This is a genomic window from Providencia sp. PROV061 (assembly GCF_011045655.1).
Classification (GTDB): domain Bacteria; phylum Pseudomonadota; class Gammaproteobacteria; order Enterobacterales; family Enterobacteriaceae; genus Providencia; species Providencia hangzhouensis.
Map to the genome: position 1 here is coordinate 2532559 of NZ_CP042861.1, position 17085 is coordinate 2549643.

Consider the following 17085-nt stretch of genomic DNA (forward strand, 5'->3'; position numbering starts at 1 on the left):
ATACAGAATACGTGAAGCGCTAATTAGTCAAAATAAGGCTTACAGTTGTTGAGATAACTGTTCCATCGCCTGCATAATTCGCTTATCCGAAATTGGATATGGCGTTCCAAGCTGCTGGGCAAACAGACTGACTCTCAGTTCTTCAATCATCCAGCGAATTTCTTGGACTTCTGGCATATTTCTCTGAACTGGAGATAATTTTACTAACCATTGCTGCCACATATTCTGAACATGCTCTACTTTACTCAGTTGTGCACGATCTCGGTTAGGATCAATAGCTAGTTTTTCTAATCGCCGCTCTATTCCATTTAAATAACGAAGAATATCAGGTAAGCGTTTCCAACCATGAGTAGTCACAAAACCTTTAAACACTAAGTTCGACATTTGTATTTTTATATCCGATAACGCTATTGCCATCGAAAAATCAACCCGCCCTTTTAGACGTTTATTGATTGCAAACACCGCCGTTAATATTTGTTCAACTTGCTTAGCAATATTAACAACCACATCATTTAATTCTGCCCGTGCAAGCTCTTTCAGTTTTTCAAACTGTTCTTCATTCCATACCGCGCCACCAAAATCAGAGATTATTTGGTCGACACCACAAGCAATACAATCATCTATTAACTCCAATACCTTGCCATAGGGGTTAAAGTACAAACCCAATTTTGATTTATTGGGTAGTTTTTCATGTAAATACTTAATTGGCGATGGAATATTTAACAGTAATAATCGACGCACCCCAGCCCACATTGCTTGCTGCTGTTCTAATTCTGTTTCAAACACCTTGATACCAACACTATTTCTTTCATCGACTAATGCAGGATAAGCTTTAACGGAATATCCGCCTCTCTTTTGCTCATAGCGTTGAGGTAATTCACCAAAACTCCAAATATGTAACCCATGTTGCTCAATACCGTCATCTACAACTTCAGACAACGTTTCTTGCACTTTTTCTTTTAGGCTATTTTTTAGCTCATCAAGATTTTGCCCTTCCGCAACGGTTTTATTTTTGTCGCCTACAACACGATATGTCATTTTTAAATGAGCGGGAAGTTGCTCTAATTGCCATGATTCACGTTCAACAGTGACACCTGTCATACGGCGTAATTCACGTTCAAGTTTATCCAATACACTCCCCTCAGGCTCAGGGACTCGTTCTAAAAATGCAGAAGCATAGTTAGGTGCAGGAACAAAATTTCGCCTAATTGGTTTAGGTAATGATTTAATTAAAGCAACGATTAACTCATGACGCAGTCCCGGAACTTGCCAATCAAAGCCAATATTCTGAACCTGATTCAATATCGCAAGTGGTATATGGACAGTCACTCCATCTGCATCAGTTCCTGGCTCAAATTGATAACTCAACCGAAATTTCAAATCCCCTTGATACCAATAGTTTGGGTAATCAAGAGCCGAAACATTACTCGCATCCTCCTTGATCAGCATACTTTTTTCAAAGCTTAACAAGTCAGATTGTTGCTTAGATGCCTTTTTCCACCAATTATCAAAATGACGAGAGGAAATCACATCATTCGGGATCCGTTGGTCATAAAATGCAAATAACGTTTCATCATCAACTAAAATATCACGCCGACGTGATTTATGCTCCAAATCTTCGACTTCAGATAATAATTTCAGATTTTCTTTAAAGAATGCGTGGCGTGTGACCCAATCCCCTTCAACCAATGCATGACGAATAAATAATTCACGGCATAATAACGGGTCAATATTCCCATAATTAACCTGCCTTGATGCAACAATGGGTAGCCCATATAAAGTCACTTTTTCTGACGCCATTACCGCGCCTTCAGATTTAGACCAATGAGGCTCACTATAACTATGTTTAGTTAAATGTTCTGCTAAGGGTTCAACCCACTCAACATCGATTGATGCGGCAATTCTTCCCCATAATTTCGACGTTTCAACAAGTTCCGCAACCATTGCCCATTTCGGTGGTTTTTTAAACAAACCCGACCCAGGAAAAATAGTAAAACGTGCATTTCTAGCCCCAGTAAACTCGTGTTTATCTGCATCTTTTTGTCCAATATGTGAAAGCAGCCCAGCCAATAACGAAACGTGAATGCTCCGAAAATCAGCCTCCGCACTATTAATGGCAAAACCTTGCTCTTTTACCACTTGCCTCAATTGGGTATACAAATCTTGCCATTCCCGAATACGCAAATAATTAAGAAAATCTTGGCGACACATTTTTCTAAGTTGAGCGTTAGAAAGCTGTGTTTGTTGTTCTTTTAAGTAATCCCAAAGATTTAAAAAAGCTAAGAAATCTGATTGCTTATCATGGAAACGACGATGTTTTTCATCGGCAGCTTGCTGTTTGTCTAACGGTCTCTCCCTAGGGTCTTGAATTGATAATGCAGAAACAATCACCATTGCTTCACGTACTGCCCCGTGTTTACGTGCTTCAATCACCATACGAGCAAGTCTTGGGTCAACAGGAAGCTGGGCTAACTGCCTGCCTATATCCGTTAGTTGATACCCTTTATCCGCCTGTTTATGGGACTTAATGGCACCTAGCTCCTCCAGTAATTTCACACCATCTTGGATATTACGTTTATCTGGAGCCTCCACAAATGGAAATGCAGAAATATCACCAAGACCAATAGAAGTCATTTGTAATATAACTGACGCTAAATTCGTCCGTAAAATTTCAGGGTCCGTGAACTCTGGACGTGATAAGAAGTCATCTTCTGAGTATAATCGAATACAAATCCCGTCAGAAACACGGCCACAGCGCCCCTTACGTTGGTTAGCTGAAGCTTGAGAAATGGCTTCAACAGGAAGACGTTGTACTTTGGTACGGTAACTATAACGACTGATTCGCGCATAACCGGTATCAATGACATATTTTATACCCGGTACAGTTAATGATGTTTCTGCTACGTTTGTTGCAAGAATGATCCGCCGTCCCCCATGAGGATGGAAGATACGATTTTGCTCACTATTCGAGAGCCTTGCGAAAAGAGGTAAGATTTCAGTGTGGCGTAAAGAAAGTTTTGATAACGCATCGGCGGTATCACGAATTTCCCGCTCACCACTCATAAAAATCAATATATCGCCATTACCTTCAATCGATAGTTCATTTACCGCATCAATTATCCCATCAATTTGGTCACGGTCACTATCGTTCTGGTCTCCCATGATAGGACGATAACGAACTTCAACAGGATAGGTACGCCCAGACACTTCAACAATTGGGGCATGACTAAAGTGCTTCGAAAAACGCTCAGGGTCAATGGTTGCTGATGTAATAATAACTTTTAAATCAGGACGTTTTGGTAATAATTGACGTAAATAACCTAAAATAAAGTCGATATTCAGGCTTCTTTCGTGAGCCTCATCGATAATAATTGTGTCATATTGTAGCAGCAATTTGTCATTTTGTAGTTCTGCAAGCAAGATACCATCAGTCATCAATTTGACTTGAGTCGTTTCACTCACTTGGTCACTAAAGCGTACTTTATAACCAACTTTTGTACCTAATTCACATTCAAGTTCTTGAGCTAAGCGTGACGCAACTGAGCGCGCGGCTAAACGTCTTGGTTGAGTGTGACCAATAAATCCTAGAACCCCTCTGCCAAGTTCAAGACAAATTTTGGGGATTTGCGTTGTTTTACCTGACCCAGTTTCACCAGCAATAATAACAACTTGATGATTTTTAATGGCATCTAAAATGACATCTTTCTTCTGGCTGACCGGTAAATTATCCGGATACACAATTTTAGGCGCATTTAATCTTTTAATTCCAACCTTTTGCTTTGCCTTTTCAATATCTATTTTGATAGCATCAAGTACCGCAGAGCGCGATTTTTCGTTCTGGATCTTTGCAATACCTTGCACTCTTTTTTTCAGTAACCATTGGTCACGTAATGAAGTTTGTCCAATATCAGCGGTTAATGCTGTCAGTATGGATTTCACCTGTTGAATCCTTATCTTTAATAAATTTCAATACACGATAGCCAATCAGCTTCGCAATTTGTGAGGGCTAAATTTCGCTTTTATTTTTAATTGTTGTTATCACATAAAAATACCATCAATTTTTTTGAAGAAAGCTATCTAATATTTTTCCTATCAATCAGTTACACATCACGTATTATTACCAATAAAGTTTTACCTAAAAAATAGAGGAACACATGAGTAAAGTATTACTATTGAAATCAAGTATTCTGGCTGACTATTCACAAAGCAATAAAATGGCAGATTACTTTATTCAACAATGGCAGGAAAAACACTCAGCAGATACAGTAACTGTACGAGATTTAGTCAAAGAGCCAATTCCAGCGATTGACGGTGAAATTTTAGCAGCTTTTGGTCCAAGTGACACGAAAACAGAACAACAACAAGCACATTTGGACCTGTCAAATGCCTTGATTGAGGAAATTAAAGCTCACGATGTGATTGTTATTGCAGCCCCGATGTATAACTTTACGATTTCTTCTCATTTAAAACACTATTTCGACTTTATCGCTCGCTCAGGGCACACGTTTAAATATACAGAACAAGGTTCTGTTGGCTTATTAAAAGACAAGCGCGCATATGTATTAACGAGTCGAGGCGGTATTTATAAAGACACACCAACAGATACCATGGTGCCTTATTTAACACTATTTCTAAATTTCATTGGTATTACCGACGTTGAGTTCATTTTTGCTGAAGGCACGTCGTTAGGCCAAGAGTCAGTCGAAAGGGCACATCAACAAGCACAAAGCCATATAAATACCATTATTGCTTAAAATATATCCTTTTAAGCAAGGTATTATTAAAACCCAAAGCTACCATTGCTATATCTTGCGCACTTTCTGAGTGCGTTTTTTATTTCTTTTGTAACCATTGACCATTAATTCCACGCACAAACTCCCCAGGACTAGCCCGTTCTACAAGTTTTTGTCCTGCTATCCTTGCGACATCATTTGTTTTTAGGTTATTTTTTGCAGCAATTTCGCTGTATCTTTTTTCCCGTTCTTGGTTGATTTGTGCAGCTAGTTTAGTGGCCTCTAGATTACTCGTATTAATTGGAGCTAAATACCCCGATAACGTTTCCCCTAATAGACCTGTTTCTTTGGCCTCATCAACCGTTATTGCTATAACCTGAAAGGCAGTCAATAACGAACACAGGGCAAATACTTTGATTATTCGATTCATTTTGGGTTTACCTCACCGAACAAATCACTATTTTCTTTCAATAATTCTTCTACTTGCCTATCCGCTTTTATTTGGATTTCATGTTCAATTTTTACATTCATATTAATATTGATGGGCTTATCCGGTGTTGCGACCTCAACTCGCAAGCAAGCTGATAACAGCAACACAATCGATATAGCTGTAGTGAATTTTAATATTTTCACGTTCATTCTTATGCTCATTATAAATTTTTTTCCAACCACTCTTCTAAAGAGCTACCAAATCGTAAACTACGCCATAATTGAAAGATATTTTCTTCATGTTGATAATGCAAATGAACTTCGCGTTTTTTCTTTTCTTGCGTGTTATACCCTTCAAGGATTGTTGTCATCTTTAACAGCCCTAAGTTTGTGACATTAACATCTGTACGGCTGCGTTTTATTTCCAAATATTGTAACCAACCCATGGCCGAACCCGCAGATATATTATCCTCTCGGATAGAATCAACAAATTGGGTATCTAGCCGTAACGTTAATGGCCCATTATTTTCTAACCATCCATCTTTAACTATCCATTCTGGGTTATTTAAATAAAAAGGTAATTCACCATTAACTTTACCGGAGACAGCAAATTGCGACACTTTTAGTATGGTAAATAACTGGCTAAGTTCAATCTGCTTTAATTTTATCGTAGAGGCTTGAGTTTGTGGCCAGCGCAGTAAATCCATCGATATTTCACCTCCTAATGTTTTAAAGCCTACATTAGTCAGTTTTAATGGCGAATTTTCCGTTGGCGGATAAGAGCCAGAGAGATCGGCTTTAATATCAGTTAATTCGAATAAATTATTGAGCTGTTTAATACGCAACTCAACGGGTGCTTTCCCCCCCAAAGTCCAGGTACTTTGTTTTAAACGCCACGGTAAAACAAAATCTAATCCTGATAATTCGCCATCTTTTAACCAAAGACTAGTATTCTCGACACGCCAATGTCCTCCAGCAATAAAACCCTCTTCCGGTGTTATTGAAAAAGCGGCTTGAGAAAATAATTTGCCTTGTTTTAATTCAATTCCAAGGTCAGCAGGAATTAACGTTTGAAAAGCTGTGACCGACTGTTCAGGCCAACGAGCTTCCCCTCTTAATCTTTCACCGTCCCAGCGCCCAAAGATGACTATTGGCCCGACATCTTTAGTACTTAAATCGCCTTTAAGTTGAAACTCAGCAGGAGATTTTCCCCTAAGATCTGCGTTTAATGTGATCCTTGGCAGATAACTTTCAGTGCCGAATTGCATCCGTTCACTGATAAGCTGTAATTTTCCATTAAAACTGGCTTTATTCTGATCACGTTGCCAAATCAATGGTTTACTTAGCTGTAAACGTGGAGCCCTCATCGATAAAAGCCCATATTGTATTTGGTCAAACCCTGTATTTAAGCTATTTAATGTTATTAAAGTGTCCTGCCAACTCCCATTACCCTTAATATCCCAATTAGCTGATAATGACGGCAAATTGGCATTTCCCCAATAATTCCAAAACCATTTTCCCTTATCTAAGGTAAATTTATTAGCTTTGCCATCTAAATGAATATCAAAGCTCCCCCAATATTGCTCTTTAATTTTTAGGATAGCTTGTAAACGTCCTGAAATACCCTCTTCACCTAACGATGTTCCTGCAAGTGGTAATCTAGCTTCATTGAGAACCAGTGTTTCCGAAAGACGGCCATAAGCTCTTAATAATGAACTGGATAAAAAAGAAATTTTGGGGGCAGCTAACTGACCTGAAACCTTAGCTGGCAAATTAATATCCAGCACCATATCATCATATTTAACTTGACCATGTAACCTAAAATAAATATCAGCATTGAGTAAATTTATCTGAGTAGATGGCACAGCTAAGACAATATTGGCTTTCCCTTTCTTTGCTTGTGTGAGCATATTAATACGCCCAGAAAATACCATTTCACTTAATGTATTACCCCAGTTATCAACTTGAAAACTGATACCGCCTTGTAAAGGGATATCTGCTTCTTTCCATTGCCACTTACCTTGCGCTATTTGTATTCGAGAAGACGATAGTGACCACGGTAAATAAAGCAATTCTTCCTTTGTGTCTGTATCCATGACGCTAAAGACACCTTGGTCATTCAACCAACTGAATTTAGCTTGTAAGAATTTTTCTGGGTTGATTAACTTAAAATAAGCATTCAACTCCCCTTTTTCTGGAAGCTGATTTGCCATTAAGGGGAGCTGCACATCACCAAATAATTCTATTGTTTGCTTTTGTTCTGGTAGAAATGCTAAAAAATTTTGAATGACTAATTGGTGTTCCGTATTAATTAAAGATGACAACCTTAAATTGTCGCCCCTAAAATCAAACTCTAGAGGGTTAACCTGATTTTTACGCAACCAAATACTGCCTTGGTAATCACTCCATGGCTGTATGTTGGTATTATTGATAACTAATGAAAAAACCGGAATATTATCGATAAGTTCTGCAATATTAATCGGCTCATTATCCATTTCATTCGTTGGCTCAAGAGCACTCAAACATTCAGTTTTAACATCAAGGTCATCCACAATAGCGTGTAAGGGAAAGATAGAAAGTCTTGTGCTATTCAACTGAACTAATGTGCAATTATTTGCTGTTATACTGATATTTGCTATATCCAACTGGCCATGACTAATTCTTGGTTCTGAAAACGACAGTTTAAATGGCTTAGGAAGATAGTGTGATGCAACAACTGGAGCCCAATGGGATATCGTTATCCATAAAAGTATTAAGAGAGCAATGCTTCCACCCAAAAAGCAGAGTAATATTCTGGATGCTCTTTTCATTAACTGCATTACTACATCCCTTGTTTGAATTGTTCTATAGCGCAAGTGATAAATTTCAACAAAAATTCCTCATTAAACACGATACTAATAAAGATAAACCACATTCAATCGTAAACAGATACCTATTTTCTTAATTTATAGGTGATTTACAAACTTAATTGTCTTATTCTGAGTTTATATTTTGTAGGTACACCTTTTTACCTACTCTTTTCTAATTGGTTCCTAAAAATTGGAGTCTTCATGATGAAAATTGTTTCTTATAGTACCAAACAGTATGACCGCAAGCACATGGAACAAGTTAATCAAAATTCTGGATTTAATTTTAGTATTGAATATTTTGATTTTCCATTGACCGTTCAGACAGCTAAAAATGCTGTTGGTGCAGATGCTATCTGTATTTTCGTTAACGATGAAGCTAATCGTGCTGTTTTAGAAGAACTTGCCGCACTCAATATTCGAATTTTAGCTTTACGTTGCGCTGGTTTTAACAATGTTGATTTACAAGCTGCTAAAGAATTAGGTATTCAAGTTGTCCGTGTTCCTGCTTATTCTCCTGAAGCCGTTGCCGAACATACTGTTGGTATGATGCTCTGCCTTAACCGTAGGATCCACCGAGCATACCAACGTACTCGAGATGCAAATTTTTCTCTCGAAGGATTAACAGGTTTTAATATGCATAACCGCACTGCTGGAATTATTGGTACCGGAAAAATTGGCCAAGCGACGCTACGTATTTTAAAGGGATTTGGAATGCGCCTACTCGCACACGACCCATACCCGAACCAAGCTGTTTTAGATATGGGCGCTGAATACGTTGACTTGGATACTTTATATGAACAATCAGATATTATTTCCCTTCATTGCCCATTAACACCTGAGAATCATCACCTACTCGATGAAAATGCATTCAAAAAGATGAAAAATGGGGTCATGATCATCAATACAAGCCGAGGCGCGTTAGTCGATTCTGTTGCAGCAATCAATGCACTAAAATTACAGAAAATTGGCGCTTTAGGTATGGATGTATATGAAAATGAACGTGATTTATTTTTCGAAGATAAATCTAATGATGTAATTCAAGATGATGTTTTTCGTCGGCTTTCTTCTTGTCACAATGTGTTATTTACCGGGCATCAAGCGTTTTTAACGGAAGAAGCATTAACAAGTATCAGTCAAACTACGCTTAATAATATCCGTCAAATTAGTCATGGGGAAACTTGCCCTAATATTGTTAACGCATAGTTGGATCGGGAACTATGAAACGCCTAATTCCACTTACTATTTTGGGTTTATTGCTAGCAGCATGCCAAACTCATCAAGTCAATGCGCGTAATGATGACCAAGCACTTGAAAATAAGTTGATGCATCATCGTTTTATTTTAACTGAAGTGAATGGTAAGACGATTAGTAGCAAGCAAACTGTACCTTCCCTTGCTTTTGGCGAGAAAATGTTTGTTTCTGCATCAATGTGTAATGATTTTAACGGATTTGGCAATATCAAAAACGCAAAAATCACCGTAAAAAACTTAAGTAAAACTGAACTCGAATGTGTTGATGAAGATTTATCTAAATGGGATTCAATGATAAATCGAGTACTGTCTGATGGCGCAGTTATTTCATTAAACAACAACCAGCTAGTATTAATTCAAGGTCATTACAAATTAGTTTATACACTACGTGACTACGTCCATTAATGAATTATCCTGTACAACCGCCTCTTTTAGAGGCGGTATACGTTTGCCATAACCCACTGAACTGGCAGCCAAATAGGCTATTTCGCCTGTTCAAATAGCAAGTTAATATTCGAGGTTTTTGCAATTCGCTCCATATAATCCCGAATATTTGTGCTAAACGATAAGTGCTCAACTATGCTCAAACTACGTAAGGTTGGAAAAATAATAAAATCATTAATATCAATGTGTTCACCACGTGTTTCTAACCACGCATCTAATAAAGACAATTGGGGCTCTAATTCAACTAGCAACGTATGAGTTTCTTTTTTAAACTCGTTTAAGTCACCATAAGATTTTGATGTTCTAGCGATATATGCCGCCCTCGCTTCTGCTGTACTAATTTCAGGGAAATCAGTTTGTGTAAAACGTGGTGTCACAAGCTTATATACCACAGCAGAAACCGCTTTAGACCAAGCCTCTACTTCAGGGGTTATGTTTCCTCCTGCATATTTAGGTTCATTAATGCTATCTACATAATGAACAATATCTAAGCTTTCAGGTAAATAACTTCCATCGTCTTTTTGCAAGATAGGTAACATTTTTCGACCTATCATTTTTGTTGGCGTTTCTATGTCATCATCGAATAAAACGATTTGCTCTACTGCTAACTTTTTTAAACCAAAAATCATTCTAGCTCTAACACAAAATGGGCAGTGGTCATAAATATACAATTTCATTGTGGACCTCACTAATTTGGTAATGAAAGTGCCAATAGGTTTTATACAGTATACTTGAGTACCCACATTTATGCCTTATCACGCTTGTAAAAATTTGTTTAGCGCGAGGAAAAATATATATAATAAAGTGCACAATACCTCAATAATAAAATCTAGGTCGTAGCATATTATGTCTGATGAAGAAGTTCCATTAACAGAGTAATCATTTGAGATGATTTAAGCATTGAGTTAATATCAATTAAATTAATATGTCATAAATATCATTGATTTATTTTCTATCTTTAATTTTAATAACTAAATACTTTAAGTAAAAATTAAGTAAAAAACAAAAAGTTAACATGCCGTAACGATATATTAACTTTGCTTCCTGATAATTTTATCACAACAGCAAGGATGCAATAATTTGATTTTAAAGAAAAATAAAACAAAATAACTATAAAGGAAATTTAAAATTTATATTTTTCGCTATGAAAAATAGTAACGATAGATATTTTTACTTATTCAACAAAAATAACCACATTAAAAGTAATGCTATCTTATTGCAAATAACCAAACTAAAAATAGCGATTTTCATCATAATTATGTTCATTAAAACTTTTAAATCTATTTATTTTTTAATATACTATGAAACGTAATTTGAATTAAGTGCATTAAATAACAACTTTTCATATAAATTGAGGATGTCATATGGACATTCATACTATAATTGGTATAAAAATAAAAAACCGGAGAAAAGAGCTCGGTCTATCAGGTGCGAATTTAGCTGATAAATTAAATTTAAGTCAACAGCAAATATCTCGTTATGAAAATGGTATTAACAAAATTCCAATTAATCATTTAGTGGATATTGCTGAAGCATTAAATTGCCCTATTGAATGGTTTTTCCAAGGTTATGTAAGCAATTCAAAATCAAATAAAAATGAACCATCTAATGAACTCAACCAAGAGCTAATATATACAGCTGAAAGTGTCATTGCCCCCTCTAAAGATAACTTTTAATGTAAATAAAAAATTAATTTATATAAATAAAATGCAAGTAACATAGACATTTCTATCCCGTGTTATTTGTACTTCACTTTCTTTAGAACTATAAAAGTAAAAAGGCTAATCCTCTATATGAAGATTAGCCATACATTTAAATCTCATAAAATTAACTAATGGTTTTAGCAATAAATTTTATATATAATATTTTAATCATAGGTAATATTGAAAACCATTTTAGAATTCACTTCTCCAGCAGAGATTGTTCGTTCATACTGGTAATAACGAGCTTTATAATTTAAGTCAAGATATTTTGTTTGCCGGTCAACTAAATTTCCAACTTTATATTTTTCATTAAACATAAGTGATTTATTAGTCTTACGCTCTAAAACTTGTATACCAACTCCCGCAGCTCCACTGGTGGATTTATTTTGATTAACCAAAACACCTTGTCGATTATTCATGTTTTTTGGAATATCACCACTAAAAGTCATATTAACATTTGAAAAACCAGAAATACTGACACCACCGCTGCATATTAAGCGAATATCAAAATCTTTTTCACCTGCCGTTGTTCCAATACCATTTAATTGTGAACGTTTAATTGGATCAAGATAAACATTTTTTTCGGTTCCCCCCTCAATTTGGCAAGACGGAGAAACTATTGTTATCGCTTCAGCATCTAATTTCGTGACCAAAAATGGGTTATTATTTGGAATGTACCCATAAGATGTATAAAGACCACTGGCTATAGTTCCTGAGCCTGTAACAGGAGCGGTTTTCACTAAAGTCAAAATAAACTTTGATCCCGCAAGATAATAATTACTTGAGCTAGGAGCATAAAATGTATCCGGATACGTCATTCTCACTGCACCTTCACGGTGAAATTTCATGCCAATTCCAGGAACGTTTGTTTGGTAAACCTTATTTCCTACTGGAACTAAACTTGGCATAGTAACCGAAGCCGTTATCGGTGTATTTCTTGTACAATACGCATATATTGCACTTGAGTTTTCCCGCATATCCCAAGTTTGCTCCGCAATGGTATCCCCAACCTTTAAGTTAGGGTCTACCACAACTCTCCCCATCTGCATATTTAATACATATGTCCGAGTTGAGGTTCTATCACAATACGCAGAAACGTAACTAGCGGTAAGAAATACACCAACTCCGATATACATACGAATTTGTTTCGTTATTGACATAAACTTTCCTTACTATTGCTAGCTTCTAAAGAAAATGAACACTGCCCATTATCCCATTTTATAATTGCAACTTTTGCAGTTTCACTACTAATAAATACGGTTCCACCTTGACCAACGATACCTATAGACTCACCATTTATATCAGTAACGTTAGCCCCAAATGGCAATGGTTTATTTCCAGGTCTTACAACATTAAATGCAATATTTTTTTCGACCTTAGTACTAAATTTAACCTTAACGATGCTTCCTTCATAAGGAACGACTTGTGTGGCCGTATTTTCAAAAACAATATCTTCAGGACTTCCTTTCGGATCAATTTCTACATTATTAATACGATAAGCCCTAACATAAGGAGCAACAGCATAACCATTTCCATCGATACGAGTTCCAGGTGCACCCATGATTGATGCGCCTTCCGCTCCTTTCGCTTCGATCAGAGCTATCGTTGTTGAAGTATTCGGTGTTAATGTTACGCCCTCAGAATGCACAATAACCGAACCATTTGCACCAAGACCGAACTGACGATATCCCTGACCTTGGCTATAATTCGCATTCGTATTAACAAATGGTGTACGGTAACCTGTGTTCAAACCAATATTCTTCTGTCCACCGTTTGCAACAGAGGTATTTACGCCATAAGTCCAATTATTATCCCTATCGAATGCACCACTCGCACCGATTTGGCTAGAACCAAATTTTTCATTATTGAATGTCGTATTTGAGGTCAGTGTTGCACTCTGACTTTCGCCAAAATACAGTGGGTAACTAAAGTTTATATTAATACGATCATCTTTCTTATTATTCGTATTATCTGCATAAACTCTCATAAATGCGACACCATAAGAAAGACGGTTAAAGTTATTGTTATAACTTAATTGATATTGCTTTTCTGTCCCCGACTTATCCCAATAATTAGAAATACGTCCCGTAAAATAAATCCCACCGTAACCATCAGGAAGATTTTGATTTACTGTATAGCTGAAACCATTTTTCTCACGTCCTAAAGTATTCTCTACACCACGCTTATCATTATCTATCGCATATAATGCATTGCTGACGTTATAGTAATCCTTCGTTGAATACCTATAAGCAGCTAGCACTAAGTTAGTATCAGTTTGAGTAAATAAACGACTAAAAGTTAAACGGTAGCTTTGTCCATTTTCTGTTTTATATTTGAATGCCGTTCTCGACTGAGTTAAATCTACAGCAATTGCACCAAACCCTGTGTTAACACCGGTACCTACTAAGTAGGCTTGATAATCATCAAATGCAGTGACGCCGCCATATAGCGTAAATGTATTATTTAAGCCATGCTGAATAGTACCCTGCATAATAAATGGACGATGTCTCAGTCCATCAGCATCCGCTTTACCACCAGAAACTTGATAACGTGTAAAACCAGGACGTAATAACTGTGCTAATGAAGAATATGGCACGCTAAAGCTGCTTTCACTTCCATCAGCTTCTTTTACCGTTACAACTAAATCATTTCCGTAACCTGATGGATAGACATCCGTTAAGCTGAAAGGTCCTGGCGCAACAGTTGTTTGATAAATAATAGAATTATTTTGCGTTACCGTTACTAAAGCATTACTTTGTGCTATTCCCCTAATCTCAGGCGCGTATGTTGACATTCCATCAGGATACATATTGTCATCTGTTGCTATTTTTGCGCCTCGTAAACTAATACTGTCAAAGAGATCACCATCTGTATAAAACTGTCCTGCTGTCGCTTTTGACTTTAGTTCGGTTATTGGTTTCTGCAGATATGTTTGATTACTATTCCAATTCGTTCCATCGTGACGTTGCCAGTTAAGATTTCCAATATGTTTAAGCAACCATCCATCAAAGCTTAAACCAGCATTCAGCCCCAAATAAGCACTGGCGTTATTAGTTCCTTTTGAACCACTAGTATGGTTATCATAATAGTTAGCCATATAACCGATATTTAGTGCAGGAATTCCCGTTTCCCAAAATTGGGGAGAAACATAACCACGGGAAATTCTCTGTTCATATATTTGCGGAACAGAAATATCTAAACGCAATGTAGAAGAATGAAATGTATCAACGACGTCTTTTTGGTCATTCCAGTCTTTTAATGGTAAACAAGCATTACTATCTTTACTAACTGTAGGGTTTAGTTTTTCAATATTAATACCAAAATCAGATAGCATTTGTGGTGTATAACAGACTACTAATTGACCACTTTTCTCTTCTTCAAAATTAAGGTCGTAGCGTCCCTTCCAATTGTTATTTGTATATACGTCAACTGAATATTTTCCGGGACTAATCCCTGAAGAATTGAAACGTGTTAAATCAACATCTTCTTTACTACCTATAATAAAACCACTATTAAATTCATAGGTTGTATCTTCTTCACCCCAAGCATAAAACGTAGGCACTATGCATGCAGTGACAAAGCAAGTCACAGAGAGCGTATTGCTATATTTATTTATTAACTCTCGCTGTTTCATTATATATTCCTATTTAACGGTGGTTTTCACCGAAATATCTGAACCATAATCATTAATATTATTAATTACGATATGACTTCCTGACCTTACGACTTGTTTTAATTCAACTATCATTTGAGATTTCGGTTCTAATAAAATTGTTTTTTCATTCAACCCAGATTTACCATCCGTTGAAATTTTTGTAATAGTAATATAATAAGGTGTCGGATTATCTATAATAATACTCTTCCCATTTGCTTTTATAACAAGTTGCTCTGGCGCTAATTCACGGCTACTCAGGCCTGTTGGCCGATAAAAGAATTTAAATCTAGAGCGGATCGCTAATTGCAATACATTCTGACTATCGCCTTCTTTAGCTTTAGCCATAGGGGGAATATCTAATATATTCAACCACCATAAGCTTTCGCGATCCTGAGGAATGCTTCCTTTATCCATTAATTTAATTCGTAAAGTTTGTCCACCTTTAGCTTCTACACGAGAGATTGGCGGTGTAATCTGAAATGGTGTTTTTATCGTATCCGGTGTTTCTGACGCATCACCTGTATCAAGCCACGCCTGTGCAATTGCAGGACGGTCGGCAGTGTTATTTAATTGCACGGTAATTTCTTTTTCATTTCCAGGATAAATAAACCGTGTACCATTAACGATAATATTATTAGCAAATGAATGCGTACTGAAAATGAAGCAGAAGATAAATACTATTGCTTTCATTTGATCCTCAAAATAAAAGCGGCAGTATACCTACCGCTTATCATAGTAAAGCTGATTAAGTTAATATTTAAAGATTACTTACGTAACTAAAACTAATAAGAAATTAGCTTATTAAGTCATTATTGGTAAGTGATTTCATAAGTTGCATAACTTTTAACTTCACCTGTTGTTACATCTTTAGGTGTAGAAGTTGCGTAACCAACGTAATATTGGAAACGAGCCCCATTTTCAACTTTAGTCAAATCACCTTTAACTTTTTTCTGAGATGGATTGCCAGGAATAATTTTACCTGACAAGTCAGAGCTATCATCAGTTGAAAGTGCTAATTGAATATTTTTAGCGCCTGTAGTTTCAGTATTTGCTAAGTAGCCTTCTGAATTACCTGATGCACCTTGCAGTAAGTTACCACCAGTCCAGTTAACGTTTAATAATGTTTTATCAATAGCGGAGTCATTAGCAACATCTTTAACATCTGCTGCAACACAGTTTGTTACGTCAATAACAAAAGATTTCGGTTTTAACAATGCATCTGCACCACCGTCACGTACTTCTGTTAATGATACTGGTGCTAAGTAAACACTAGCATCACTACCTTGTCCATCAACAGAAACAGTACAAGAAACATCCGTTACTTTACCGTGAAAGTTAACTTGGCCGCCACCAACGTTGGTGCTTGCAGCGTTAGCTGTTGATAACCCAATAATAGTTGTTGCAACTGCAGTCAGTAGTACTTTCTTCATTTTCATTTCCTAATATGAGGGTAATTATTTTTTACATTAAAAAGAACTGATTAAGTTTTTGTTTTATTGTTAGGTAAAAAATACAAACAAAAGCCTAATCATACATGGAGTATGACTTATGGCTTACGTTTCACTTTGAACCATTCGTTTAATGCAAATAAATATATTTCTTAATTAGTCCTATTTAGAATTTATAACCATATGCTCTATATGATTTCGAAGAGAGGATACATAATAACTTAAGTTTTATTAAATCGTTTTTTTCATCGCTAATTTATTTTTTGATAGTTACAGGCTATTAAATGACAGGTATTGATTGAGTATTTTGATTTTCAATATTCACTAATTTACTCGTGAAAAGCCTAATATTTAGTTTTTAATATCTAATTTTTTTTAAATATAAGATTAAAAACCAACAAAACCAAAAAATACAGATTATCAAAAACAGCAAAAATCATTATATTTAGATTTAATATATGTTTTCATTTACATTTTGACACTTTATCTCACATTATCACTATAAAATTAATCCATTACAGAGTATCTAATTAGGGCTAAATCATTAATTAAATTAATGATTATTGATCTGTAA

General features: G+C 36.1%; 13 protein-coding genes. 4 read left to right on the forward strand and 9 right to left on the reverse strand.

Annotation, left to right across the window (positions count from 1 at the left end):
• Positions 1-39: 39 nt before the first annotated feature.
• Positions 40-3939 (reverse strand): ATP-dependent RNA helicase HrpA, encoded by a 3900-nt coding sequence (gene hrpA, locus FVA72_RS11465; RefSeq protein ID WP_110591689.1) that lies wholly within the window; start codon positions 3937-3939, stop codon positions 40-42.
• 215 nt (positions 3940-4154) lie between these two features.
• On the opposite strand from hrpA, the gene FVA72_RS11470 reads away from it, so the two are divergent.
• On the forward strand, positions 4155-4754 hold the full coding sequence (locus FVA72_RS11470) for an FMN-dependent NADH-azoreductase (RefSeq protein WP_110591688.1): 600 nt from the start codon (positions 4155-4157) through the stop codon (positions 4752-4754).
• A gap of 79 nt (positions 4755-4833) precedes the next feature.
• Here FVA72_RS11470 and FVA72_RS11475 read toward each other — a convergent pair whose 3' ends face one another.
• The 3 genes from FVA72_RS11475 to FVA72_RS11485 are packed head-to-tail and all read right to left on the reverse strand — an operon-like array spanning position 4834 to position 7981.
• A complete protein-coding gene (locus tag FVA72_RS11475; protein WP_110591687.1) occupies positions 4834-5163 on the reverse strand; it encodes a YdbL family protein in 330 nt (109 codons plus the stop codon).
• A complete protein-coding gene (locus tag FVA72_RS11480; protein WP_050763751.1) occupies positions 5160-5372 on the reverse strand; it encodes a YnbE family lipoprotein in 213 nt (70 codons plus the stop codon). The genes FVA72_RS11475 and FVA72_RS11480 overlap by 4 nt, the downstream gene beginning before the upstream one ends.
• A gap of 11 nt (positions 5373-5383) precedes the next feature.
• Complete coding sequence (locus tag FVA72_RS11485) at positions 5384-7981, reverse strand: YdbH family protein (RefSeq protein ID WP_243154699.1); 2598 nt, start codon at positions 7979-7981, stop codon at positions 5384-5386.
• Positions 7982-8215: 234 nt separating this feature from the next.
• On the opposite strand from FVA72_RS11485, the gene FVA72_RS11490 reads away from it, so the two are divergent.
• Positions 8216-9214: a 2-hydroxyacid dehydrogenase gene (locus FVA72_RS11490; protein ID WP_094963091.1), complete on the forward strand. Its 999-nt coding sequence runs from the start codon at positions 8216-8218 to the stop codon at positions 9212-9214.
• A 14-nt stretch (positions 9215-9228) separates the two neighbouring features.
• Positions 9229-9666 (forward strand): META domain-containing protein, encoded by a 438-nt coding sequence (locus FVA72_RS11495; RefSeq protein WP_094963074.1) that lies wholly within the window; start codon positions 9229-9231, stop codon positions 9664-9666.
• A 77-nt stretch (positions 9667-9743) separates the two neighbouring features.
• Here FVA72_RS11495 and grxB read toward each other — a convergent pair whose 3' ends face one another.
• Entirely contained in the window at positions 9744-10382 is a 639-nt protein-coding gene (gene grxB / locus FVA72_RS11500; protein WP_110591686.1) for a glutaredoxin 2, read from the reverse strand.
• A gap of 687 nt (positions 10383-11069) precedes the next feature.
• On the opposite strand from grxB, the gene FVA72_RS11505 reads away from it, so the two are divergent.
• Entirely contained in the window at positions 11070-11381 is a 312-nt protein-coding gene (locus FVA72_RS11505; RefSeq protein WP_004254881.1) for a helix-turn-helix domain-containing protein, read from the forward strand.
• A gap of 191 nt (positions 11382-11572) precedes the next feature.
• Here the strand turns inward: FVA72_RS11505 and FVA72_RS11510 are convergent, their stop codons facing one another.
• The 4 genes from FVA72_RS11510 to FVA72_RS11525 all read right to left on the reverse strand — a co-directional run bounded on the left by FVA72_RS11510 (position 11573) and on the right by FVA72_RS11525 (position 16493).
• Positions 11573-12568: a fimbrial protein gene (locus FVA72_RS11510; RefSeq protein WP_137019026.1), complete on the reverse strand. Its 996-nt coding sequence runs from the start codon at positions 12566-12568 to the stop codon at positions 11573-11575.
• Positions 12559-15042 carry a fimbria/pilus outer membrane usher protein gene (locus FVA72_RS11515; protein WP_004254888.1) on the reverse strand — a complete coding sequence of 828 codons (2484 nt, stop codon included), beginning with the start codon at positions 15040-15042 and terminating at the stop codon, positions 12559-12561. Before FVA72_RS11515 ends, FVA72_RS11510 begins: the two co-directional genes overlap by 10 nt.
• Positions 15043-15051: 9 nt before the next feature.
• Positions 15052-15753 carry a fimbrial biogenesis chaperone gene (locus FVA72_RS11520; protein WP_004254911.1) on the reverse strand — a complete coding sequence of 234 codons (702 nt, stop codon included), beginning with the start codon at positions 15751-15753 and terminating at the stop codon, positions 15052-15054.
• A 119-nt stretch (positions 15754-15872) separates the two neighbouring features.
• Positions 15873-16493 carry a fimbrial protein gene (locus FVA72_RS11525; RefSeq protein WP_036957782.1) on the reverse strand — a complete coding sequence of 207 codons (621 nt, stop codon included), beginning with the start codon at positions 16491-16493 and terminating at the stop codon, positions 15873-15875.
• Between the last annotated feature and the right edge of the window lie 592 nt (positions 16494-17085).

What these genes read in the sequence shown, in the direction of transcription:
- grxB (WP_110591686.1), bottom strand. Translation starts at nt 10,382, where the DNA reads ATGAAATTGTATATTTATGACCACTGCCCATTTTGTGTTAGAGCTAGA.
- FVA72_RS11505 (WP_004254881.1), top strand. Translation starts at nt 11,070, where the DNA reads ATGGACATTCATACTATAATTGGTATAAAAATAAAAAACCGGAGAAAA.
- FVA72_RS11510 (WP_137019026.1), bottom strand. Translation starts at nt 12,568, where the DNA reads ATGTCAATAACGAAACAAATTCGTATGTATATCGGAGTTGGTGTATTT.
- FVA72_RS11520 (WP_004254911.1), bottom strand. Translation starts at nt 15,753, where the DNA reads ATGAAAGCAATAGTATTTATCTTCTGCTTCATTTTCAGTACGCATTCA.
- FVA72_RS11470 (WP_110591688.1), top strand. Translation starts at nt 4,155, where the DNA reads ATGAGTAAAGTATTACTATTGAAATCAAGTATTCTGGCTGACTATTCA.
- FVA72_RS11485 (WP_243154699.1), bottom strand. Translation starts at nt 7,981, where the DNA reads ATGCAGTTAATGAAAAGAGCATCCAGAATATTACTCTGCTTTTTGGGT.
- FVA72_RS11490 (WP_094963091.1), top strand. Translation starts at nt 8,216, where the DNA reads ATGAAAATTGTTTCTTATAGTACCAAACAGTATGACCGCAAGCACATG.
- FVA72_RS11480 (WP_050763751.1), bottom strand. Translation starts at nt 5,372, where the DNA reads ATGAACGTGAAAATATTAAAATTCACTACAGCTATATCGATTGTGTTG.
- FVA72_RS11475 (WP_110591687.1), bottom strand. Translation starts at nt 5,163, where the DNA reads ATGAATCGAATAATCAAAGTATTTGCCCTGTGTTCGTTATTGACTGCC.
- FVA72_RS11525 (WP_036957782.1), bottom strand. Translation starts at nt 16,493, where the DNA reads ATGAAGAAAGTACTACTGACTGCAGTTGCAACAACTATTATTGGGTTA.
- FVA72_RS11515 (WP_004254888.1), bottom strand. Translation starts at nt 15,042, where the DNA reads ATGAAACAGCGAGAGTTAATAAATAAATATAGCAATACGCTCTCTGTG.
- FVA72_RS11495 (WP_094963074.1), top strand. Translation starts at nt 9,229, where the DNA reads ATGAAACGCCTAATTCCACTTACTATTTTGGGTTTATTGCTAGCAGCA.